The sequence below is a fragment of the Rhodoferax sp. AJA081-3 genome (assembly GCF_017798165.1).
In the GTDB taxonomy this organism is placed as follows: Bacteria; Pseudomonadota; Gammaproteobacteria; order Burkholderiales; family Burkholderiaceae_C; genus Allorhodoferax.
Genome location: NZ_CP059068.1, coordinates 4,899,727 through 4,923,646, shown reverse-complemented (window position 1 = coordinate 4,923,646; position 23,920 = coordinate 4,899,727). Strand labels below are relative to the sequence as shown.

The window sequence follows — 23,920 nt, the reverse complement described above, 5'->3', positions numbered from 1 at the left end:
ATTACGTCCCTTCTGCTTCCTGTAATGTGCGCCACATGACCTTGCCGGCACCGCTCTTGGGTAGTGCATCAACAAACTGCACCACGCGCGGCACTTTGTAGACCGCCATGTTCTCACGGCACCAGTCCACAATGCCCTGCTCGGTCACCAGGTCTTTGTGTGTGGAGCGTAGCACCACCACCGCCTTGACGGATTCACCCCGGTAGCTGTCGGGTGTGGAGATGACGCAGGCCTCTTGAATAGCCGGGTGGCGGTACATCAGCGCCTCCACCTCGGCCGGCCAGACCTTGAAGCCCGATGCATTGATCATGCGTTTGAGCCGGTCGGTCAGAAAGAAATAACCGTCTTCATCCACCCGCCCCAGGTCACCGGAGCGGAAGAAACGTTTGCCGTCGATCTCGATAAAAGCGGCGGCCGTGGCGTCTGGCCGTTTCCAGTAACCGTTAAACACCTCGGGGCCATGCATGATGATTTCACCGGCCTCGCCCACCGGCATTTCCTGCAGCGTGTCGGGGTCGATGACGCGGGCATCGGTGCCCATAAAAGGAATGCCCAGGCACTGCTGCTTGGGCGCATCGGGCGGGTTGCTGTGGCTGGGGGCGGCGGTTTCGGTCAGTCCGTAACCTTCGATGTAGCGCAGGCCAAACTGCTCCAGCAGCCGCTGGGCCACGGCCTGGGGCATGGCCGCGCCACCGCCGCCGATGTAGACCAGGCTGGACAGGTTGTAGCTGGCAAAGTGGGGGCTGGCCAGCAGATCGATCACCATGGTGGGGATATTGGTCCAGTGCGTCACCTTCCAGCGCGAGATCAATCGCCCGGCCAGGTCGCGGTCCCAGCGGGGCATCACCACCATGGTGGCCCCAGCCCGAATGCTGGTGTGCATGATGCTGACCATGCCGGTGATATGGAACATGGGCACCACCACCAACACCACGTTTTCGGCCGAGCCATTGCCCCACATGCCACTGGCCACGGCGTTGTGCATGATGCTGCTGTGGGGGTGCATGCAGCCCTTGGGCAGGCCGGTGGTGCCACTGGTATAGGGCAACAGGGCCAGGTCGGCCGGGCCGACTTCCAACGCGGGCAGTTCACCACCTGCAGCCAGGGCCTGGCTCCACTCCAGCACCTGGCCGCCCAACATCGCGGGTGGGCGGTGGCGGCCCAGCAGCCACTGGCTCCAGGCAGCGGGTGGTGCGTCGTCGCCCACCACATCGGAGTCAAAGGCATCGGCAAACTGTGTGGTGATCAAGTGGCTCAGCCGGTCCTTGGCATCCAGCGCGTCGCTGGCACGGGCCAGCTCGGCCGCCAGGTCGGCGGTGGTGATGGCAATACGCGCATCGGGGTCGGTGATGTAGTGCTTCAGCTCCTCGGCACGGTTCATGGGGTTGACGGGTACCACCACCGCATTGGCCCGCAGGATCGCAAAATGGGCAATGACCAGCTGCGGGCAGTTTTGCATACACAGCACAACCCTGTCACCTTTTTTGACCCCTAGCCCCCGTAAACACTGGGCTAGTCGCTCTGCTTTTTGTAGCAAATCGGCATAGGTCAACACGGTACCGAAGAACACGAGGGCGGCCTTGTCCGGGTAACGGCGGGCGCTGGTTTCCAGGTTGTCCCACAACGATGTCGCAGGCGGGGTGATGGCATGGGGCAGCCGCTTGGGCCAGAACGTGTAATGGGCGCGCACCGAAACTCCTTGGTAGAAACGTCGGTGTGAGCCTACTGCCCGAAAGCCCCTGCCGCATCCGGGTAGCCCCCCAGAAAGCGCCATTTCAGTCGCGTGCGCGACCCCCCTGTCGGCGACACGCCCATTTGTTTGATCCGCCACGTCGTCGTACTATCCGACAACGCCAGGAGAAACCCATGACACTTCGCCGCCGCAGCTTTGCCCTATCCACCCTTGCCGTTGCCACGCTGCTGGCCGCCTGTGCATCGGGGCCGAGCAACTTCAGTTACCAGCCCTTTGCGCAGCCAGAAGGCGCGTCGGGCATTGACCGAAAACCGGGCTGGGCCACGGCCCAATTTGCCGTGGCAGCTGCCAACCCGTTGGCCACCGACGCGGGCTACCAGGTGCTCAAGGCCGGCGGCAGCGCGGTGGACGCGGCCATTGCGGTGCAACTGGTGCTGGGCCTGGTGGAGCCGCAGTCCAGCGGCATTGCGGGCGGCGCGTTTTTGCTGCACCACGACGGCCGGACAACCGAAGCCTTTGATGGCCGCGAAACGGCACCCGCATCTGCCGATGAAAACCTGTTCATGAAGGATGGCAAACCGATGGCGTTTGACGACGGCCTGGTCGGTGGTCGCTCTGTTGGCGTGCCCGGCGCCATGCGGATGCTGGAGATGGCGCACAAGCAACACGGCAAGCTGCCCTGGGCCAAACTGTTTGAGCCCGCCATAACATTGGCCGAAGGCGGCTTCAAAGTCAGCCCGCGCTTAAATACACTGGTCAAAGCCGACGCACATCTGAAGAAAGACCCGGTTGCCCTGGCCTATTTCTTCAAACCCGACGGCGAGGCCCGCGACGTGGGCTTCAACCTGCGCAACCAGGCCTATGCAGATGTTCTCAAGCGTATGGCCGCTGAGGGCAGCAAAGCCCTGCATGAGGGCGCCATCGCACAAGCCATCGTTGACAAGGTGCAAAAACACCCGACCAACCCCGGCAAACTGACCCTGGCCGACATGGCCGGCTACACCGCCAAAAAGCGCGACCCGATATGCATGGACTACAAAGCCAGCACCGGCAAAGACTATGCCATCTGCGGTATGCCGCCGCCATCGTCCGGCATGGTTGCGGTAGGCCAGATTTTGGGCACGCTGGCTCACACACAGGCCGGCAACTTCCGGCTAGGGGCTGACGGTTTGCCAGGCCCTGAATGGCTGCACCTCTATACCGAAGCTTCGCGCCTGGCCTTTGCAGACCGCGGCCTGTACCTCGGTGACCCGGATTTCGTACCAGCCCCTGACGGAAAGATTGGGGGCAACTGGGGCACCATGCTGGCGCCCGCCTATCTCGCCGAACGCGCGCTTCGCATCACTGGAACCAGCATGAAAGGTGATGCCAAGCCTGGCACCCCTGCAGGTATCAAAACCGCGTTCGGACATGCGACGGATCAGCCCGAATACGGCACCAGCCACATCAGCATCGTCGACGGCTACGGCAATGCCTTGTCGATGACCACCACCATTGAAGCCGCTTTTGGTGCGCGGCAAATGGTCAACCCCGGCAGCACCACCGCAGGCGGCGGATTTTTGCTGAACAACGAGCTGACCGATTTCAACTACAACCCCAACGATGCGACGGGCAAACCCACCGCCAACCGGGTGCAGCCCGGAAAGCGCCCCCGCAGTTCGATGAGCCCGACCCTGGTGTTTGACAAGTCCAACGGCAAGGTGGTCCTGACGGGCGGCAGCCCGGGTGGCGCGTTGATCATCCACTTCACCGCCAAAACGGTGTACGGCATGCTCAACTGGGGTTTGAACGCGCAACAAGCCATCAACCTGCCCAACTTTGGCGCAGCCGGAGCCCCTACGCTGCTGGAGGAAAAACGCTTCCCCCCAACAACCGTGGATGCCCTCAAAGCGCGTGGCCACGATGTGCGGGAACAAACCATGGTCAGCGGGCTGCAAGCCATTGGGCGCGCCAACCTCAACGCTGCATCTGGCGGTGGTACGGGGTGGTTCGGTGGAGCTGACCCCCGGCGTGAAGGCGTGGTACGTGGAGACTGATCGCCCAATGCCATTCCATGTGTTGGCTTTGCGGCATGGAAATTGCGACCATGCATCTGTGCTAGACAAAGACCGCCGCGTATTGCCCCATGCATTCTTTGCATGAAGTCCCCGTGTAAACCCATGTGTTCGACGAGGTACAAAGTCGTAACATCACAGTGTTGTCCCGCAGTTCACAACGCGAGCAGCAATTTGGCCTGGATTGAATATCAACCGAAGACTATTAGGAAACGACACATGAAGAAACATTTGTTTGCCATCGCTGCGGCGACTCTTGCTGCATCCTTGTTCCCCCTGGGCGCTGCCGCACAAGCGGTGGACACCTTGGCCAAGATCAAGGCCTCGGGCGTCATCACCATGGGTGTGCGCGATTCGTCGGGCGCGTTGTCCTACACCTTGGGCGACGGCAAGTACACCGGCTTCCACGTTGAAGTTTGCAACCGCGTCATCGCCAATCTGGAAAAGGCCGTCGGCAAGAAGCTGGAAGTCAAGTACCAGCCCGTCACGTCACAAAACCGCATCCCCCTGGTGCAAAATGGTACCGTGGATATTGAGTGCGGCTCCACCACCAACAACGCCACCCGCCAAAAAGACGTGGCCTTCCTGCCCACCACCTTCGTGGAAGAAGTGCGCATTGCGGTCAAGGCCAACTCCGGCATCACATCGGTTGCCCAGCTGAAAGACAAAAACGTGGCAACCACCACGGGCACCACATCGGTGCAGACCCTGCGCAAGAACGAACGCGCAACCGGTATCGACTTCAAGGAAGTCATGGGCAAGGACCACTCCGACAGCTTCCTGCTGCTGGAATCCGGCCGTGCTGAAGCCTTTGTGATGGATGGTGCCATCCTGGCCGGCAACATCGCCACGGCCAAGAACCCGGCTGATTTCAAGATCGTCGGTGAGGTGTTGAGCGTTGAGCCCATCGCCATCATGGTTCGCAAGGACGACGCTGCCTTCAAGAAGGTGGGCGATGACACCATCAAGGAACTGGCCAAGTCGGGCGAACTCGCCAAGCTGTGGGACAAGTGGTTCATGCAGCCCATCCCTCCGAAGAACACCCGTGTGGGTTACGCCGCCAGCGAAAGCACCAAAGCGGCCTGGGCTAACCCCAATGACAAGCCTATGGAAGATTACGCCAAGAAGTAATCCTCGCTGACAATCTGCAAAAAGCCCGCAACAGCACACGCTGCTGCGGGCTTCTTGCAAGCGAAAGCAATTGCAGGTAATGCAGGGCATGTGCCCTGCAAGCACCGATTTTCTTGATCTGGAGAGTGTTTTATGGCGTGGGACTGGCAGGTATTTCTCAATGACGACGGCAGTGGCGGGAGAACCTACCTGCAGTGGATGATGGACGCCTGGGGCTGGACGGTGTCCGTCGCCGCGGGCGCCTGGGTCGTTGCCATGGTGGTCGGTGCATTGGTTGGCACCATGCGCACCTTGCCCAACAGCCCCTGGCTGGTGCGTCTGGCCAATGTGTGGGTGGAGCTGTTTCGCAACATACCGCTGCTGGTGCAGATTTTCCTGTGGTACTTCGTGTTGCCCAAGATATTCCCTGTGATGCAGGGCGTTCCCAGTTTTGTGCTGGTGGTGTTTGCGCTGGGCTTTTTTACCTCAGCCCGTATCGCCGAGCAGGTGCGTGCCGGTATCCAGTCGCTGCCCAAGGGCCAGCGCTACGCGGGCATGGCCATGGGTTTCACCACGATGCAGACCTACCGCTATGTGATTTTGCCGATGGCGTTTCGCATCATCCTGCCGCCGCTGACCAGTGAGTCCATGAACCTGCTGAAGAATTCGTCCGTGGCGTTTGCGGTGTCCATTGCCGAGCTGACCATGTTTGCAATGCAGGCTCAGGAAGAAACCTCGCGGGGCATCGAAATTTACATTGCTGTGACCGGCCTCTATGCTATTTCAGCTTTTGCAGTGAACCGCATCATGAGTTTTATTGAGAAGAGAGTACAAATCCCGGGCTATGTGGTCGCGGGTGGCACAGGCGGGGGGCACTGACATGGGCGGCCTCGACCTTACCTTCGTCAACTGGGACATCATCAGCAAGTTTGTGCTGGGTGGTTTCATGTTCAGCGTCAACCTGACCATTGTTGCCACACTGGGCGGCATTTTGTTCGGCACCATCCTGGCATTGATGCGCCTGTCGGGCAACAAGCCACTGGCCATGGTTGCCACGTTCTACGTCAACGGCATGCGCAGCGTGCCGCTGGTCATGGTGATTCTGTGGTTCTTCCTGCTGGTGCCGCTGATCACCGGGCGCCCCGTGGGTGCGGAACTGTCGGCCACCATCACCTTCATCGCCTTTGAAGCCGCGTACTTCAGCGAGATCATGCGTGCCGGTATCCAGTCCATCCCACGCGGCCAGGTGTATGCCGGGCAGGCGCTGGGCATGACCTACTCGCAGAATATGCGTTATGTAGTGTTGCCCCAGGCCTTTCGCAACATGCTGCCGGTGCTGTTCACCCAAACCATCATCCTGTTCCAGGACACCTCGCTGGTCTACGCCATTGGCGCTTATGACCTGCTCAAGGGCTTTGTGACCGCCGGCAAGATCTACGGCCGCCCCGAGGAAGCCTATATCCTGGCTGCCATCGTGTATTTTGTGGTGTGTTTTGGTTTGTCGGTGCTGGTCAAGCGCCTGCAAAACAAGATTGCCATCATCCGCTAACCCTTTCGACTGCATTCAAACATGATCAAGATTGACAACATCTCCAAGTGGTACGGCCCGGTCCAGGTTCTGAACAACTGTTCGGTCACCATCTCCAAGGGCGACGTGGTGGTGGTTTGCGGCCCCTCGGGCTCTGGCAAATCCACACTGATCAAAACCGTCAACGGCCTGGAGCCGGTGCAACAGGGCAAAATTTTTGTCGATGGCACCGAGCTGCAGGCGCCCACCACCAACCTGCCCCAGCTGCGCAGCAAGGTCGGCATGGTGTTCCAGCACTTTGAGCTGTTTCCCCACCTGAGCGTGACCGAGAACCTGACGATCGCCCAGATCAAGGTGCTGGGCCGCTCGGCCGACGAGGCCAAGGTCCGGGGTCTGAAAATGCTGGACCGTGTGGGCCTGATGGCACACAAGGACAAGTTCCCAGGCCAGCTTTCGGGCGGCCAGCAGCAGCGTGTGGCTATTGCCCGTGCCCTGTCCATGGACCCCATCGTCATGCTGTTTGACGAACCCACCTCTGCGCTGGACCCTGAGATGGTGGGTGAGGTGCTGGACGTGATGGTGACCCTGGCCAAAGAAGGCATGACCATGATGGTGGTGACCCACGAGATGGGCTTTGCCCGCAAGGTGGCCAGCCGGGTCATCTTTATTGATGTGGGTGGAAAGATTCTGGAAGATTGCTCCAAGGATGAGTTTTTCAACCATCCTGAAAACCGCCAGCCCCGTACCAAAGACTTCCTGAGCAAGATTCTCCAGCACTAAGCAGCCAGTCCCAGGATCACCATCCATGCCAAGCGCCACCCACCGATCCATCTCCACACGATTGACCTTCGGGTTTGGAGGCATTCTGATCCTGCTCATTGCCGTTGCGGTGGTGGGTCAAATTTCTGCCAAGGCGGTGCAAAAACGCATGCAGGAGATTACCGGGGTGAACGCCACCAAGACCAAACTGGCCAACGCCATGTTGGCCAGCGTCAACGCCCTGGGCATACAAGCCCGTTCGGTGGTCATGCTGGACGCCGTAGATGCGGCCCGGTCCAAGGAACAAAGCAAACAGCTGGATGAATCGCTCAAGCGCTACGCAGTGCAAGAAAAGGAACTGTCGGCACTGGTACAAACCGGGGAAACCAATCCGGCTGAGCAGGCCCTGATGCAGGAGATCGAGGCCATTGCCAAAAAAACCGGCCCCGAGCTGCAGCAGGCGGCCACCCAGGCCCTGGAAGGTGATGCCGTCGCAGCCAATATGACCGTGATGGTGCGCGCCAACCCTGGCGAGCTGGCCTGGAACAAAAAACTCGCTGGCATGGTTGAGCTGCAATACGCGCGCAGCCAGGAAGCCACCCAGCTGGCCGAACAAACACAGGCCCAGGCCCTGGTCACCGGTGTGGTGCTGGTCGCCGTGGCCTTGGCATTGGGTGCGCTGATCGCCTGGCGCATCACCCTCAGCATCACGGCACCCATAGGCCGTGCGGTGGTGGTGGCTGAACGCATTGCAGCCGGTGACCTGACATCCGCGGTAGAGGTCCGCATCAACGATGAAACGGGTCGCCTGCTGGAGGCCATTTCAACCATGCAGGACAAGCTGCGCCAGCTGGTCAGCAATATCAGTGTCACGGCAAACAACATCGAATCCTCTAGCGCCGAGGTGGCCAGCGCCACGCTGGACCTGAGCCAACGCACCGAGGTGGCCTCGCACAACCTGCAATCCGCGGCGACCAATCTGGAAAATCTGAACGGTACGGTAGAACAAAGTGCCGACTCCGCCCGCAACGCCAACCGCCTGGCCGCGGCAGCGTCCGAGACAGCCACCCGCAGTGGCGAGGTCGTCAACAAGGTGGTGCAGCGTATGGACGACATCAGCGCCAGTTCGCGCAAGATTGCGGACATCATCAGTGTCATTGATGGCATTGCCTTCCAGACCAATATCCTGGCGCTGAACGCTGCTGTGGAAGCCGCACGGGCCGGTGAACAAGGCCGTGGTTTTGCGGTGGTGGCCAGTGAGGTGCGCAGCCTGGCTGGGCGCGCCGCCGCATCGGCCAAAGAGATCAAGACCCTGATCGGCAACAGTACCGAACAGGTGGAAGCCGGCACCGCCCTGGTCGCCCAGGCCGGCAGCATCATCCAGGACATGGTGCAGTCGGTGAAAGACGTCTCCACCATTGTGGGTGAAATCGCAGTGGCCACGGGTGAACAAAGTGGCCGCATAGGCTCTATCTCCAACGCCGTCACGCAGCTGGATGACACGCTGCAACAGAACGCTGCCATGGTGGAGGAAAGCGCCGCCGCGTCCGAGAACCTCAAAGACCAGGCCCGCAACCTCACACACATTGTGAGCACCTTCCGGCTCAGCCGCGACGAACCCGGCTACACCAGCAGCCAGGCAAGCACAAACATCGCGCGCCCCACACAACGCTTGTTGTCTTCCTGAACAACCAAAGGCGGGCGACGGAGCCCTAGGCCGCAGCCGCATAGGGTTATAGGGCTTTGGACCACGGTGTCAGCGTAAACTGCTTTTGCTTTTTGTTCTTTACTACTGGAGTACTTGTAGATGAAACTGAATACTGTAAAAACCGTCGCGACCCTGGTCGCATCACTGGGCCTGGCGTGGGCTGCGCCCGCACACGCTGGCAAAACGCTGGACGGCATCAAGGCCCGTGGCCAGGTGATTTGCGGTGTACATACGGGTCTGGCCGGTTTCTCTGCTGCAGACTCCAATGGCAAATGGAATGGCCTGGACTCCGACATCTGCCGCGCCATTGCCGCCGCCGTATTGGGCGATGGAGAGAAGGTTAAGTATGTACCCCTGCCCGCACAAGCCCGCTTCACGGCACTGCAGTCCGGTGAAATCGACGTGTTGTCGCGCAACACCACCTTCACCCTGACCCGCGACGCATCGCTGGGCCTGAGCCAGACCGCTGTCACCTACTACGATGGCCAGGGTTTCATGGTGCCAGTCAAGAGCAAGATCAAGAGCCCCAAGCAGCTCAAAGGCCAGACCGTGTGTGTGCAGTCCGGCACCACCACCGAGAAGAACCTCACCGACTACTCCAAGACCAATGGCCTGAACGTCAAACCCGTGGTGTTTGAAAAACTCGAAGCCGTGGAAGGCGCTTACTTCTCTGGCCGTTGCATTGCCTACACCACCGACGCGTCGGGCCTGGCATCGGTGCGCAACAAGTCGGCCAAAAATCCTGCTGACCACGTCATCCTGCCTGAAATCATCTCCAAAGAACCCCTGGGGCCCTTGGTCCGCCGCGGTGACGACGAATGGTTTGCCATTGTCAAATGGGTGGTCTACGGCCTGATCGAAGCCGAAGAGTATGGTGTGACCCAGGCCAATGTGGATGCCATGAAAACCAGCCCGGACCCTGTGGTGGGCCGCATGCTGGGCACCACCGAAGACACCGGCAAACTGCTGGGCCTGGACAAGGAATGGCTGGCCCGCGCCATCAAGACCACCGGTAATTATGGCGAAATTTTTGAACGCAATGTAGGCCCCAAATCGGCCCTGCAACTGCCCCGCGGTCTGAACAACCTGTGGAACAAGGGCGGCATCATGTACGCCTTTCCCGTGCGTTAAACCGTGAGCCGGCAAGCCCCGCCAGGCAAGAAAAAAATTTCCTGGCGCAGCCAGGCCTTTCGGGGCCTGGTGTACCAAATCCTGGTGGTCTCGGCTCTGGGCCTGGCCCTCTGGTTTCTGGCCCACAACACCGCCACCAATATGCGGATTCGGGGCATACAGAGTGGCTTCGATTTTCTGACCAGCGCGGCCGGTTTTGACATCGGCGAAAGCCTCTACCCCTTTGATTCGGGCGAGGCGTATTGGCGCGCTTTCCTGATCGGGCTGACCAACACTCTGCGGGTGGCGGTGCTGGGCATCACCCTCACCACCGTGTTGGGCACGCTGATTGGCATTGCCCACTTCTCCCGCAATGCGCTGGTGCGCGGCCTGTGCAGTGTGTACATCGAAGTGTTTCGCAACATCCCCATCCTGCTGCAGCTGCTGATGTGGTACCTGCTGTTCACCGAGCTGTTGCCCGCCTCCACCGAGCCGCTGATCCTGGGCCCTTTGTATCTGAGCAAAGGTGGGCTGAATTTCCCCATCCCCATCTGGGCCACCGGCCATGCCTGGGCGGCCTGGGGCCTGTTGGCTGGCGTGGTGCTGGCCTGGTGGCAGCGCCAATACGCCATACGTGCGTTTGAGCGCACCGGCCGGCCCACCAGCATGTTCTGGAAACCGCTGGCCATCGTACTGGTGACTGGTGTTCTGGGCTGGCTGCTGGGTGGTGCACCCACAGACTTTGACAGCCCCAAGCAAGGCGAGTTTGCGATTGAAAACGGTGGCGCATTAACACCCGAGTTTCTGTCCATGCTGCTGGGCCTGACGGTCTACACCGCGGCTTTTGTGGCCGAAGTGGTGCGCGCGGGCATACAGTCCGTGCCCCGCGGCCAGGCCGAAGCCGCGGGCGCCCTGGGCCTGAGCCCCATGCAGGAGATGCGGCTGGTGATGCTGCCCCAGGCGCTGCGGGTCATCATCCCGCCCATGACCAACCAGTACCTGAACCTGACCAAAAACTCGTCGCTCGCGGTGGCCATTGGTTACCCCGATGTGGTGTCGATTGCCAACACGGCCATCAACCAGACCGGCCGCGCCGTGGAATGTATTGCCGTCATCATGCTGGTCTACCTCAGCACCTCGCTGGCCACATCCTTGCTGATGAACTGGTACAACGCCCGCGCGGCCATCCAGGAACGTTGACACCCCTATGTCTGGACAGACCTTTCAACCCATCCCGGCACGCCCTGCGCCCGTCAACTCCGACGGCCTGCTGCCGTGGATGCGCGCCAACCTGTTTGGCAACTGGCAAACCACGGTTGGAACCCTGGTACTGGGTGGCCTGCTGCTGTGGATGCTGCCCCATGTACTGGGCTGGACCGTGTTGCGGGCGGTGTGGGAGCCCAATGCCGATGCCTGCCGGGTGGATGGCGCAGGTGCCTGCTGGGGTGTCATCACCGAAAAATACCGCCTGATCCTGTTTGGTCGCTACCCGTTTGAAGAACAATGGCGCCCGCTGGTGGCCACGCTGCTGATGGTGGCCCTGCTGGTGGCCAGTTGCACACGCGCCTTCTGGAAGCCTTGGCTGGCCATTCTGTGGATGGCCGCGCTGGGCGTGTTTTTCACTGTCATGTTCGGTGGTGTGCTGGGCCTGAGCCGGGTGGAGACCGACCGCTGGGGTGGCTTGCCGCTGACCCTTCTGCTGGCCTCGCTGTCCATGTCCATGGCCTTCCCCATTGCGCTGGTGGTGGCGCTGGGGCGGCGCTCCAGCATGCCGGCCATCCGCAGCGTATGCACGGTGTATGTGGAGTTGATCCGCGGCGTGCCGTTGATTTCGGTGCTGTTCATGGCGTCCTTCATGTTCCCCTTGTTCATGCCCCAGGGCTTCACCATTGATGTGCTGATACGGGTGTTGGTGGGCATCACACTGTTCGCTGCGGCCTACATGGCCGAGGTCATTCGCGGTGGCCTTCAGGCCATACCCAAGGGCCAGGTTGAGGCGGCCGCCACATTGGGGCTGTCGTACTGGCAAACACAACGCAAGATCGTGTTGCCGCAGGCGCTGGCCATGGTGGTGCCGGGCATTGTGAACAACTTCATCTCCACGTTCAAAGACACATCGCTGGTAACCATCGTCAGCCTGTACGAGCTGACGGGCGCCATGGGCCTGGCACTGAACTCCGACGCCGACTGGCGGCCTTTCAAGATCGAAGGCTACCTGTTCATCGCGTCCATCTATTTCATCTTCTGTTTCTCCATGTCGCGCTACAGCCGCTGGGTCGAGAAGCAGGTCAATAGGTCCAGACTTAGATAACTTGCGGGACAGTCCGCAGCACGCGCAGCGGGCAAGCTCTGTCCTCAACTGATTAAGATCACCATGTCCGAATCCATCATCACCTTCGACAAAGTCAACAAGTGGTACGGCAACAGCTTCCACGTGTTGCGCGACATTGACCTGTCGGTCGCCAAGGGTGAGCGCATCGTCGTCTGCGGCCCGTCGGGCTCCGGCAAGTCCACGTTGATTCGCTGCATCAACCGGCTCGAAGAACACCAACAAGGCCACTTGACGGTGGACGGCGTGGAGCTGACCGATGACGTCAAGGTGATTGACGATGTGCGCAAAAAGGTCGGCATGGTGTTCCAGCAGTTCAATCTGTTCCCGCATCTGACGGTGCTGGAGAATCTGACGCTGTCGCCTATGTGGGTGGGCAAGATGCCCAAGAAGGACGCCGAAGAAAAGGCCATGGAGCAGCTCAATCGCGTGCGTATTGCCGAGCAGGCGCACAAGTACCCGCTGCAGCTCTCCGGCGGTCAGCAGCAGCGGGTGGCCATTGCGCGGGCGCTGTGCCTTAGACCGAAGATCATGCTGTTTGACGAGCCCACCAGCGCGCTGGACCCCGAGATGATCAAGGAAGTGCTGGACGTGATGATTGAGATGGCCAGCCATGGCATCACCATGATTTGTGTGACCCACGAGATGGGTTTTGCCAAGGCCGTGGCCGACCGCGTGATTTTTATGGACCAGGGCCAGATCGTGGAGCAGAACAACCCGCACGATTTCTTCAACAATCCGCAGAGTGAACGCAGCCGGGATTTCTTGTCGAAGATTTTGGGGCACTGAATTGTTATGACCGCGGTCGCTCACACACAACTCGATGCCCTGCAAGGTGCGCTGGGTCAATTGCGCAGCGGCGCTTTGACGCCCCATGCACTGTCCGACTTGTCCCGCGCCCAGACCATACTGCTGGACACGCTGCCACCCCGCTACGGTGAGGTGCTGTTGGGGCTGATGGATCGGCTGGAATCCAGTGCGTTGTTCAGTGAAGAGAGTTGCTCTTTCAGCCAGCAAGGGCTGCTGGATAACCTGCAGGTGTGGGTGGATAAGGCGCGGGGGGAGTTGCAGACTTCCACTCCTGGCTGAGCCTGCTCAGGCGCTTCGCCCCAAGGGCCAGGGTAGGGTTGGGGCCTCAGAGGCGCTGCGCTTGCCAAGTCGGCCCCAACCCTACCCTGGCCCTTGAGGCTACGGGTTACAGGTTTACAAATCGCTATCTAATTAATAGCGACTTTACCAGCATTCACGGGGGCTAGAGGCATTTTTTGCTTACATGTTATACGGCTGCGGCGGTATTCTGGAGTGATGCGATGTAACGAATCTCGGTCAGGGTGGCGCCGCCCAGCGTGAACTGTTTGGTACTGGCGAAGTCGGGCACGAAGCCCGCCTTGTCATAAAAATCAATCGCGCGCCGGTTGTTTGCCAGCACCCACAGACTGACCGACTGAAAACCCTGCTGAACCAATTGCGCCCGCGCATGCAACCACAGCTGGCGGCCCGCACCGGTAGACCAATGTTCGGGGGCTACGTAAATAGCCCAGATTTCGGCTGCACCCGGCAAGGCATCCGCGTCGCGACTGGGGCCGTACGACACCCAGCCAAGCACCGCGTCGCCCAACTTGGCCAACGCCACCTGTTGCTTGCCCAATGGTATCTCCTGGCGCCAATAGGCCTCGCGCTGGTCGACCGAAAGCCCTGCCAAAAAATCTGCCGGCACGATGCCAACATACGCCGCCTGCCAGGTGGCAACATGGATCTCGGCAATACGCCGCGCGTCATCAACCGTAGCGGAAACGATTTGCATCTCTACCCAGAAAAGTGAATGTGCCTTCGAGGATAGCAGTGCCCACTACACCCGCAGCCCCAACGGGCTGGGCGGGCGCAGGGCCGACTTGGCAAGCGAAGCGCCTCTGAGGCCCTGCGTCCACCCGGCCCGTTGGGGCGAAGCGCACACAACAACACGCCGCTTCAAACGTAATTAGCCGGACTAAACCGCCGCGTCCTCAACCAGTACTCCCACGTATACCCCGGCCACAGCGTGTCGATGCGCCCATCCGCATGCTGGTACCAACTCTTGCAGCCCGAGGACCACACGGTGCCCTTCAACTTCTGCTGCACAGCGGCGTATTCTTCACGCTGCACATCCACACGCAACTGCAGCACGGTCTGCTTGTGATCCCGCAGACTGCCCAGGGCCCGCACGATGTAGTCCACCTGGCACTCGATCATGAAAATGATGGAGTTGTGGCCCAACCCGGTGTTCGGCCCCACCAGCAGAAACAGATTCGGAAAACCTGCCACTGTGATACCCAAGTGGCTGGCCGCCGGGTTGCTGCGCCACACGGCACCCAACTCCGGCGCATCGGCCTGACCTGCCCCATCCGTAGTAACACCACAAATCTGCATGGGTGCCACAAACTCCGTGGCCTTGAAACCTGTGCCCCAAATGATCACATCACAGGGGTAATGCTTGCCGTCGGCCCCCAACACTCCCGTGGGGCTTATGCCACCCACGGCTTGGGTGACCAGTTGCACGTTGGGGCGTTGCAGTGCCGGAAACCAGGTGTTGGAAATCAGCAGGCGCTTGCAGCCAGGGTTGAAGTTAGGCGTCAAATCCTCACGCAGGGCCGCACTGTCCACCTGCCTGCGCAGATGGTGGTTGGAGAGGCGCTTGAGCATGCCCTGAATCGCCGCGGAGCCCATAAACCCCATTCCCACGAACTCGTTGAACCAGTACACCCGCCAGCGGCTCAGGCGCTGCAAAAGGGGCACATGGCGATAGGCCCAACGCTTGACCGCGCCGTAGGGCTTGTCCCAGCGCGGTAGCACCCAGGCGGGCGTGCGCTGGAATACCGTCACATGCGCGGCAGCAGGCGCAATCTCAGGTACAAACTGCACCGCACTGGCGCCCGTGCCGACCACGGCGATGCGTTTGCCTTTCAGATCGACACCCTGGCGCCACTGGCTGGAGTGGAACGCTTCACCTGCAAAGCTGTCCAGGCCCGGCAGATTGGGAATCACCGGTTTGTTCAGCGGTCCGGTCGCCAGCACCACATGGCGGGCCAAGAGTGGCGCACCCGCGCCCGCCATCTCTATCTGCCAGCACCGCTGCGCGGCCAGCCAGCGCATGGCAGCCACCTCGGTGTTGAAACGGATCAATGGCCGCAGTGCATAGTCATCGACCACGCGCAAGATGTAATCCTGCACTTCCTGTTGTTGTGGGTAGGGTCGTGTCCACCGCTGGTTGGGCGCAAACGAAAAGGAATACAGGTGGGACGGCACATCACAGGCGCAGCCCGGGTAGATGTTGTCACGCCAGGTGCCGCCAACCTCGTGGCTGCGCTCCAGGATGACTACCGATTGCGCCACGCCGCTTTCGCGCAGGCGGATGGCGGCGCACAGACCGCCAAAGCCGGCTCCGACGATGGCCACGTCGATCACGGGTGTGGGGGCTTGTTGCATAGACCAAACTTAACACGCCCCCCGGGAGACGCCCAAGTCCTTTACGGGGACTTGGGTAAGTCGGGTGACGCGGGGGTGGTCGATGCGCTGGAACCCAGGCGCTCCGTGGTCCAGCGCAACAGGTCCATCCACATCTGGCGCATCTCGGCTTCTTGTGGCGTGCGCGAGGCGCTGGGCAGCTCAATGGTGACCACGGGCACACCCTTGTGGATGCCGCCGTAGTTGCCCAGGGAGCCGGGGAAGATGCCCACCTGGTCCAGGTAGAGGCGCCCCAGGCGGCTGGGTGGCACGGAGGGGCCGTCAAAGTCCAACACACCATAGGGCGCATGCACACTGACGATCAGGTTGGGCTTGAAGTTGTCGATCTGTTCCAGCAAAAACCGCGACTCGGGCTCGGACAGCGGCTGGGTACCAGGCCAGCGGCGCGGGTCGCGGCGGGTGCGTTCCTCCCAGTAGTGGCGCGCATCCCGCGCCCAGTTGGGCGTGGGGAAATTACGGTTCAGGTCCACACCCCGGGCGTTGACGCGCCGGGCCGGCTTGGCAAACATGCCATCGGGGTTAAGCGTGGGGATGAAGCGCCACGATATGGGCACCGGCGTATCGGACGGTGGCGTCTGCGCCAGCGCAATCCAGTGGAAGACCAGGGAACTGGACGACATCTCATCGCCGTGGATGCCACCGAGCACCAGCACGCGCAGCGGAGCACCTTGGGCCTGTACGTCGCGGCTCCAGATCGGGCGACCCAGCACCGAGCGGGCCTTGCTGTCCTGCAGCTGCGCGGCTTCACACAGGGCCGGTTTGACGTTGGGTATCTTGGCCGAATAATCTTTGCAAGACCGCATGGGTATTGCGTGGGAAGCTACGCTATTGATAGCTAACAGGAGGATGCAAAGGGTTCTGAAGTGCATTCCGGGATTGTAGGTGGGCCGTGCAGGCCGCAGCTTCTTAGACCTAGCCGGGCAAAAGGTCATGAATTTCAGGTAAATTGGGCCCATGCCTTCGACAGTTCGCCCGCCTGCGGCCCTCCCCCCCAATTTCTCTTCCCTCGAATTCCGCGACGCGCTGGGCATGTTTGCAACCGGTGTGACCATCGTCACGGCCCGCGATGCGCAGGGTACCTTTATCGGGCTGACCGCCAATTCTTTCAACTCGGTCTCGCTGACACCACCCCTGGTGTTGTGGAGCCTGGCCCGCTCGGCCGGCTCCATGGCGGCCTTCAGCACCGGCTCCCACTACGCCATCAACATCCTCAGCGCCGACCAGCAGGACCTGGCCAAGCAGTTCGCCAGCCGCGGCGCCGACAGGTTTTCGGGTGTGCAGTTTGAAGTCGGCTCGGGCGGCGCCCCTTTGTTACAGGGTGCTGCCGCCACCTTCGAGTGTTTCAACCGCAGCCGCTATGAAGAAGGCGACCACGTGATTTTTGTCGGCGAGGTGGAGCGCTGCGCCCACCGCGCAGGCGCGTCACCGCTTTTGTTCCATGGCGGAAAGTTCTATGCAGAACATCCGCTCTGACCGATGTGGAATGACTTTGCTATAAATAATATAGCAATATACTGAATAAATACGGGGTCTAGAGGCTCAAAACGCTACAAAGCATCTGGCTAGAACGTGGAGTTGACGCTGTTGCGCATCGCCATTTGGGCCACAGCATTGAGCGCACCATCCACCACCGGCGCACCGGATATCACCCGCAGATGGCCACTGGACATCAACCGGTCGCGCGAGCGGCGGGTCATGGATTGCGCCTCGCCCGCCGCGTTGGTAAACAGAAACAGGGATTCGTGCGAGCTGATCCAGGTCAGCTGCGTACGCACCCACTGGCCGTGCACCTGCAGCTCAACCCAGCAACCCAGGCTCAGCGTGACGGGTGCGCTGCCCCGTTCGGCAGGTACCGTGGCCAAGTCGCCACCTTGACCACCATCGGGTGGCGCGGCGGGCTCCTGCGCGGGTGCATCCGGCATGTCCATAAAGTTCGAGGCGCGCGCCTCTTCGGGGGCCACCCAGGGATTGCCCTCGTCCACCAGCGGGGCACGCGCGGAACTGGACGGCCCGCTGGGCAGCTCCGCCTCTGGCACTGCGGGTTTGTGCTCCGCACGAAAGGCACGCTGGTGCAGCCCCATCAGGGCCTCGAAGAAGGCGCTGGTTTTGGTGGAGGGGTAGTGAATCGTCTCCAGCCCCTCACGCAGGGTGCCCAGCAAGGGTGGCACCAGCCGGGTGAGTTTGGGGGTGTCTTTACGGCTGAGGTCAGGGTGGGTGCTCCACAACAGGGCCGATACCAACGACTGGTATTTTTCTGCAGCACTACCGGCCGTGGCCGGCCCGGCCAGGCGCGCCTGCGCAACAACCTGTGCCCAGGGCCCACACAGGAAATCCAGTACCACCGCGGGCACCCGCTCCGCATCGCGGTGGGCCGCAATGTCGCGTGCAATTTTTTCAGCCAACACATTGCGCTCCTCGGCGTTTTGCAGTGCCTGCACCGCTTCGTCCCGGCGGCGTTCGTTGCGCTGCTGGGCATGGCTCCATTCCTCGCGCAAGACCTGCAGCACCTGCTCAAAAGGCTCGGCACTTTCTATGGGCGACTGGTTGAGCATGGCAAACGCTTGCCCAATGCCCGACACAAACTCCGAAAACCCTTTGGCCTGGGGCGACGCATAGGCCTGGCTATGGTCGGCCACCTCTTGCACCAGCACCCGGGCTGGATGCTGTTTGTTGGTGAACAGGCGGGGGTCAACCAAGGCCAGGCGCAGCAGCGGCGGCTCCAGCTGGCGTATCAGTTGCTGCACGGGGGCCAGCAGGCGGCCATCACGTGCGATGTTGTCCACCATCAGCGTGATGACTTCCAGGCTCAAGGACTGGCCCACACTGCGTGCGTGGTTGCGCAAATGGGCCCGGACCGCCTCGACCGAGGCGTCCCCCGCCTGCACCGGCGCAGGGCCCGTACCGCGCCGCTGTTGCAAACGCTGCACCACCTCGTCGACCTGTTTCATCTCCTTCAGCGCCTCCAGTGCGGCGGGCACGGTGGCATCAAATTCTGCTGCGGGCTCAGGGCTCAGGGCACCGTCGGCCTCAAACTCACGGGAAAACCGTTGTGCAAATTGCTCCATGGGCGACAACTGCGCCTGCGGCGCGTCCAGCTCGCCCGACAACAGGCGGCGCAACTTGTCCAGGGTCAAGAGCGTAGCATCCCTCGGGGGTGCCGGGGCGGTGGATGGGGCAACGCCCACTGGGTTTGGCGCACCCGTATGTGTTTGCAAACTGGGGGCCAAATAGGTATCTTGTGCAACGCCGCGCCCGACGCCCTGCCCGCCACCACCGCCAGCACTGGGCGTCTGCACCACCATATAACCGGCGGCCACCACACCCTGGGATTGCAGGGTGTTGCACAGCTGGGTGTACATGGCCCGCAGTTCCTGGCCCAGCGTGGTGCTCATGGCGCTGAGCCAGTCCAGCTGCATGGCGGGTGGCAGGCCGGTCTGCTCCACCACTGCCTTCAGGGCGTTGATGTAAACCTGGGGGCGCAGGGGGTTGCGCTCGGCATTGACCACACCCAAGCCCAGGGTGCTGCAGATCAATGTATTGAGTTCGGCCAGACTGGCCTCGGCCGCCAGCATGGCCACCTGCTGGGTGCGGGCCAGTGTGACACTGGTCAACACCTGCACCTCGTCCATCAGCTCCAGCTCGTCAAAACCCACATCGGTAATGGCCAGGGGGCTGCCGGCCTTTCGAGCGGCTTGCGGCTGGGTGAAGGCTTCCAGCAGCGCATGGGGGTAACGTTCACACAGTTTGGCCTCCCAGGACCGCAACTGCTTGCCCGATTGGGCCAGGGCGTCACGCTCGCGCAGGTCGCGGCAGGCGGCTTCGCGGGCCTGCAGGCCCTGGCGGGCCGCCGCCACCAGCTTGCCCATCAGCATGTGCCCGCCGGCCGCAGCCTCCTGCACCGTGGCGCGGTACAGCGCCTGGTATTGCGGTGACGCGTTAGAGGCGGCTGTGGGTGGCATGGGCGGGTTGGAAGAGGCTTACTTGAGCGCCTTGTAACGCATACGTTTGGGCTTGGCACCTTCTTCGCCCAGACGTTTCTTCTTGTCAGCCTCGTACTCTTGGTAGTTGCCGTCAAAGAAGGTCCACTGGCTGTCGCCTTCGGCGGCCAGGATGTGGGTGGCGATACGGTCCAGGAACCAGCGGTCGTGGGAAATGACCAGCATGGTGCCGGCGAATTCCAACAACGCGTCTTCCAGCGCGCGCAGGGTTTCAACGTCCAGATCGTTGGAAGGTTCATCCAGCATCAATACGTTGCCGCCTGCAATCAGCGTCTTGGCCAGGTGCAAACGGCCACGCTCACCACCGGACAACATGCCGACCTTCTTCTGCTGGTCCGCACCGTTGAAGTTGAAGCGGCCGCAATAAGCGCGGCTGGCCATCTGGAACTTGCCGACGTTCAAAATATCCAGTCCGCCGGACACGTCTTCCCACACGGTTTTGTCGTTGGACAAATCGTCGCGGTGCTGGTCCACAAAGGCCATCTTGACGGTCTGGCCGATCTTGACGGTGCCCGAGTCCGGTTGTTCTTTGCCGGCGATCAGCTTGAACAGTGTTGATTTACCGGCACCGTTGGGGCCGATGATGCCGACGATGGCACCCGCGGGGATCTTGAAGCTCAGGTTATCGATCAGCACGCGGTCACCAAAGGACTTGGTGACACCAACAAATTCGATGACCTCATGGCCCAGGCGGTCGGCCACGGGGATGAAGATTTCGTTGGTTTCGTTGCGCTTCTGGTATTCGAAATCGCTCAATTCTTCAAACCGGGCCAGACGGGCCTTGCTCTTGGCCTGGCGCGCCTTGGGGTTCTGGCGCGACCACTCCAATTCTTTCTTCAGGGCCTTGGCGCGGGCTTCTTCGCCCTTTTGCTCGGCTTCCAGGCGGGCGCCCTTTTGCGTCAGCCAGTCGGAGTAATTGCCCTTGTACGGAATGCCGGAGCCGCGGTCCAGTTCCAGAATCCATTCGGCGGCGTTGTCCAAAAAGTAGCGATCGTGGGTGATGGCCACCACGGTGCCGGGGTAACGCTGCAGGAACTGCTCCAGCCAGTCCACCGATTCGGCGTCCAAGTGATTGGTGGGCTCGTCGAGCAGCAGCATGTCGGGCTTGGACAGCAGCAAACGGCACAGGGCCACGCGGCGTTTTTCACCACCGGACAACACGCCGATGTTGGCGTCCCACGGGGGCAGGCGCAGCGCATCGGCAGCGATTTCCAATTGGTGTTCGGAGTCGGTGCCGGCGGTGGCGATGATGGCTTCCAACTCGGCCTGTTCGGCGGCCAGTGCGTCAAAGTCGGCATCTTCGGCGCCGTAGGCTGTGTAAACCTCTTCCAGGCGCGCCTTGGCGGCGAACACCTTGCCCATGCCAGCTTCCACACTTTCACGCACGGTCTGGGTCGGGTCCAGTTGGGGCTCCTGGGGCAGGTAACCGATGTTCAGGCCAGCCATGGGGATGGCTTCGCCCTCGATTTCCTTGTCGATACCCGCCATGATTTTCAGCAGGGTGGACTTGCCGGAGCCGTTGGTACCCAGCACGCCGATCTTGGCGCCGGGGAAGAAGGAAAGGGAAATGTCTTTCAGAATATGACGCTTGGGCGGCACGATCTTGCCGACGCGGTTCATGGAAAAAACGTATTGGGCCATGGGGTTACCGGTAATAAGTAAGAGAAAAAGTAGGTTTGCAGGGAGCCCATAGGCCACACCTGCGGCGCCGTTCAGCTAAACGCCTGCGCCACTGCGAATCGGATTTAGCGTTCGGATAGCCCGTATTATCGACTGCGCCGCAACCCAGCCCGCCAAAATCGGCAATTACTGGGTCGCGCCGCCAGCCTTTTCGACGTCGTTGCGCAGGGCAGCCTGGGCTACGGCGTCCAGCGCATGGTCGATCACCCGGCCGTCCGACACCAGCCGTATCAAGCCCAGCCCCCGCAAACGGTCCATGGTGCGCCGGGACATGGAATGCGCCATGCCACCGGACGAAATGAACATGAACAGGGTTTTGTGCGGGCTGGCCCAGGTGAGCTGCGCACGCACCCACTGGCCACCCAGGGCCAGATCGACCCAGGAGCCGGTAATGAGATTCTGCGCACTCCAGGCCATCTGCGCCGCTGGATCGGGCACTTCGTCCTCTTCGACTTCCGGTATCCGCTCTGCACCGCCTTGCAGGAACCCGGAGTCGCTGGCCTCGTGCTCGGCCATCCAGAACTCCTCCACCGGCAGGCCCACGCTGTCCACGGTCGCAATATCGGCAGCGGTTGCCCGCTCGGGCGTTTCCCCGGTAGCAGCCGGGCGGGCGCCTTCAAAGGCCTGCTCATGGAAGGTGATGAGCTCGTCAAAAAAGACCGGTATACGTTCTTCGGGGTAGGAAATCAGGCCCAGGCCCTGGCGCATCTTGACCAGCATGCCGGGGACCATGTCCACCAGGCGGGAGCGGTTACGTCGGGCCAGTTTGAGCTGCACGCTCCAGATCAGGTCGTCCACCAGGCCCAGGTAACCATCGGGATCGGTCGTGCCGTCGGCGCATTTCAACTGCGACTCGGCCACCACCTGCGCCCAGGGTCCCCGCAGGAAGGCGGCCACGATGTCGGGCACCTTCTTGTTCTTCAGGCGCTCGGCAAAATCCTCGGCCAGGCGCAAGGCCAGCAAGTTGCGCTGCTCAGCATGCAACAGGCCGCGCGCGGCCTCTTCGGCGCGCTGGCGTTGCTCGTGCTCTTCTTTGGCCCAGACGGACTCCAGTTTCTTCAGCACCTGGGCAAAGGTGGATGCATCGCCCGGGCCATTGGTCAGTATGTTGACCGACTTCTCCAGTGTTTTCTGAAAGTGGGCAAAACCGGGCTGGTCTTCCGACGTAAAGGCCAGGCTGCGGCTGGTCATCTTGTCCATGAACTGGCGGGCGGGGTGCTGGCGTTCGCTGAAAAAACGCGCATCGGATTGCGACAGCGTGATCAGCACCGGCTCCATCTGCTTGAGGTTCTTGCGCACGCCGCCCAACATGCGGTGGTCTTGTGCCAGGTTGTCCAGCATCATGCGCACCACCTCTTCGCCCAACTCGCGTCCCAGTTTCTTGCTTTTGGACTTGTCCTTGGTTTCCGATGGATCGACCTCCAGCATGTCCTTGGGCGACGCCTTGGGCGCTGCCGCGGCGGCCTGGCTGGCCCGCTCCGCCAGGCGTTTCATCATGGGCTCCATCAGCTTCATGTCTTCCAGCGCCACAAACGAGGCCGGCACGGTGTGCGTGAAGTCTTTGATATTGCCGTTGAGCGGGCCCATGTCCAGCTCGCCAGACAGCAGGCGTCGCAGCTTATCCAGCGTCAGTAAGGTACGAGTGACCGAGCTTTCACCGGTTTTTTGTGAGCCATGGGCTGCGCCCTGGTGCTGGACGGGACCAACAGGCTCAACACCCTGGGAGCGCAGCCATTCGGACACCTCCTTGTAGAGTTGGCGCATGCCAATGCCCAACAAGCCCGCCGCGGGCGTCATCAGACTCGTGCGGGCCTCATCACTGGGAACATGCTCATGCAAGGATTCTCGCAAGGCATATACAAAGGACTCGGGCTTGAGCGGGTTCAGGTGCGGCTGCACCGTCATCCACCCCAACAGGCTGCTCATCAGCGCGTTCAGGGTAGGTAGCGCATCGTCCACCGCCAACGCAATCTCCTGCTGGGTCAGCGCAAATTCAATATTGGCATCGATCTGCTCTTCTTCCAGAAACTGGAAATCGTCAAACCGCAGCGGCTGGCCCTGGGTGCGCAGCGTGTCGCCACCGTAGAGGGCCAGGCGCAACTTGTCGGCAAAAGTCTCTTTGAAGGATCTGGCGTCCGCATAGAGGCGTTCAATGGTGGGTTTGGCCGAGGGGTTGAGAACCACCTGCACGGACTTGCTACGCGTGTGTGTCAGGGAAGCTTTCAACCCGGACAACACATCGTCCGCGAGGGCATCGCTCTGCTCCAACACAGCCTCGATGCAATCCTGCAGGGACGGCTTCTGACTGCCGGGTTCGTGGGCAACACCCAGCCTTCGCAACATGAACTTTTTCATTGTGTGGAGATTCTCCCAGTTGCAAAGCGCAATGACCAGTGTTTTACCGGCATTGTCAGGCCTTAGTCGTACCCACGAAACACTATGTTGCAGGT

The 23,920-nt window shown here is 61.2% G+C and carries 19 protein-coding genes; 12 read left to right on the top strand and 7 right to left on the bottom strand.

What is annotated here, in order from left to right; genetic code table 11:
• Position 1: 1 nt before the first annotated feature.
• Positions 2-1,690, bottom strand: a complete 1,689-nt coding sequence (locus HZ993_RS23060) for a long-chain fatty acid--CoA ligase (RefSeq protein WP_245213741.1) — start codon at positions 1,688-1,690, stop codon at positions 2-4.
• Between the two features lie 176 nt (positions 1,691-1,866).
• Between HZ993_RS23060 and HZ993_RS23055 the strand changes: the two genes are divergently transcribed.
• The 11 genes from HZ993_RS23055 to HZ993_RS23005 all read left to right on the top strand — a co-directional run bounded on the left by HZ993_RS23055 (position 1,867) and on the right by HZ993_RS23005 (position 13,380).
• Positions 1,867-3,729, top strand: coding sequence for a gamma-glutamyltransferase family protein (locus HZ993_RS23055; protein ID WP_209395025.1), 1,863 nt, complete (start codon positions 1,867-1,869; stop codon positions 3,727-3,729).
• 237 nt (positions 3,730-3,966) lie between these two features.
• Positions 3,967-4,878 (top strand): transporter substrate-binding domain-containing protein, encoded by a 912-nt coding sequence (locus tag HZ993_RS23050; protein WP_209395024.1) that lies wholly within the window; start codon positions 3,967-3,969, stop codon positions 4,876-4,878.
• Positions 4,879-5,010: 132 nt separating this feature from the next.
• On the top strand, positions 5,011-5,736 hold the full coding sequence (locus HZ993_RS23045) for an amino acid ABC transporter permease (RefSeq protein ID WP_209395023.1): 726 nt from the start codon (positions 5,011-5,013) through the stop codon (positions 5,734-5,736).
• A 1-nt stretch (position 5,737) separates the two neighbouring features.
• Positions 5,738-6,406, top strand: a complete 669-nt coding sequence (locus HZ993_RS23040) for an amino acid ABC transporter permease (RefSeq protein ID WP_209395022.1) — start codon at positions 5,738-5,740, stop codon at positions 6,404-6,406.
• Positions 6,407-6,427: 21 nt separating this feature from the next.
• Complete coding sequence (locus tag HZ993_RS23035) at positions 6,428-7,165, top strand: amino acid ABC transporter ATP-binding protein (RefSeq protein ID WP_209395021.1); 738 nt, start codon at positions 6,428-6,430, stop codon at positions 7,163-7,165.
• Between the two features lie 25 nt (positions 7,166-7,190).
• Positions 7,191-8,831, top strand: coding sequence for a methyl-accepting chemotaxis protein (locus tag HZ993_RS23030; RefSeq protein ID WP_209395020.1), 1,641 nt, complete (start codon positions 7,191-7,193; stop codon positions 8,829-8,831).
• 120 nt (positions 8,832-8,951) lie between these two features.
• Positions 8,952-9,983, top strand: a complete 1,032-nt coding sequence (locus HZ993_RS23025; protein WP_209395019.1) for an amino acid ABC transporter substrate-binding protein — start codon at positions 8,952-8,954, stop codon at positions 9,981-9,983.
• A gap of 3 nt (positions 9,984-9,986) precedes the next feature.
• Positions 9,987-11,162, top strand: coding sequence for an amino acid ABC transporter permease (locus HZ993_RS23020; protein ID WP_245213740.1), 1,176 nt, complete (start codon positions 9,987-9,989; stop codon positions 11,160-11,162).
• A gap of 7 nt (positions 11,163-11,169) precedes the next feature.
• Entirely contained in the window at positions 11,170-12,273 is a 1,104-nt protein-coding gene (locus HZ993_RS23015) for an amino acid ABC transporter permease (RefSeq protein ID WP_209395018.1), read from the top strand.
• A gap of 63 nt (positions 12,274-12,336) precedes the next feature.
• Positions 12,337-13,080 (top strand): amino acid ABC transporter ATP-binding protein, encoded by a 744-nt coding sequence (locus HZ993_RS23010; protein WP_209395017.1) that lies wholly within the window; start codon positions 12,337-12,339, stop codon positions 13,078-13,080.
• Between the two features lie 6 nt (positions 13,081-13,086).
• On the top strand, positions 13,087-13,380 hold the full coding sequence (locus HZ993_RS23005) for a hypothetical protein (protein ID WP_209395016.1): 294 nt from the start codon (positions 13,087-13,089) through the stop codon (positions 13,378-13,380).
• A 187-nt stretch (positions 13,381-13,567) separates the two neighbouring features.
• On the opposite strand, the gene HZ993_RS23000 is transcribed toward HZ993_RS23005, so the two are convergent.
• The 3 genes from HZ993_RS23000 to HZ993_RS22990 form a co-directional block, all read right to left on the bottom strand.
• Positions 13,568-14,095 carry a GNAT family N-acetyltransferase gene (locus tag HZ993_RS23000; RefSeq protein WP_209395015.1) on the bottom strand — a complete coding sequence of 176 codons (528 nt, stop codon included), beginning with the start codon at positions 14,093-14,095 and terminating at the stop codon, positions 13,568-13,570.
• 164 nt (positions 14,096-14,259) lie between these two features.
• Positions 14,260-15,753: an NAD(P)/FAD-dependent oxidoreductase gene (locus tag HZ993_RS22995; protein ID WP_209395014.1), complete on the bottom strand. Its 1,494-nt coding sequence runs from the start codon at positions 15,751-15,753 to the stop codon at positions 14,260-14,262.
• 41 nt (positions 15,754-15,794) lie between these two features.
• Positions 15,795-16,595, bottom strand: a complete 801-nt coding sequence (locus tag HZ993_RS22990; RefSeq protein WP_245213739.1) for a M14 family murein peptide amidase A — start codon at positions 16,593-16,595, stop codon at positions 15,795-15,797.
• 151 nt (positions 16,596-16,746) lie between these two features.
• Between HZ993_RS22990 and HZ993_RS22985 the strand changes: the two genes are divergently transcribed.
• Entirely contained in the window at positions 16,747-17,265 is a 519-nt protein-coding gene (locus HZ993_RS22985) for a flavin reductase family protein (protein WP_209395012.1), read from the top strand.
• A gap of 89 nt (positions 17,266-17,354) precedes the next feature.
• Here the strand turns inward: HZ993_RS22985 and HZ993_RS22980 are convergent, their stop codons facing one another.
• From HZ993_RS22980 to HZ993_RS22970, 3 genes are all read right to left on the bottom strand, one after another.
• Entirely contained in the window at positions 17,355-19,751 is a 2,397-nt protein-coding gene (locus HZ993_RS22980) for a DUF1631 family protein (protein ID WP_209395011.1), read from the bottom strand.
• Positions 19,752-19,769: 18 nt separating this feature from the next.
• Complete coding sequence (gene ettA, locus HZ993_RS22975; protein ID WP_209395010.1) at positions 19,770-21,431, bottom strand: energy-dependent translational throttle protein EttA; 1,662 nt, start codon at positions 21,429-21,431, stop codon at positions 19,770-19,772.
• A gap of 165 nt (positions 21,432-21,596) precedes the next feature.
• Complete coding sequence (locus tag HZ993_RS22970) at positions 21,597-23,825, bottom strand: DUF1631 family protein (RefSeq protein WP_209395009.1); 2,229 nt, start codon at positions 23,823-23,825, stop codon at positions 21,597-21,599.
• Positions 23,826-23,920: the final 95 nt, after the last annotated feature.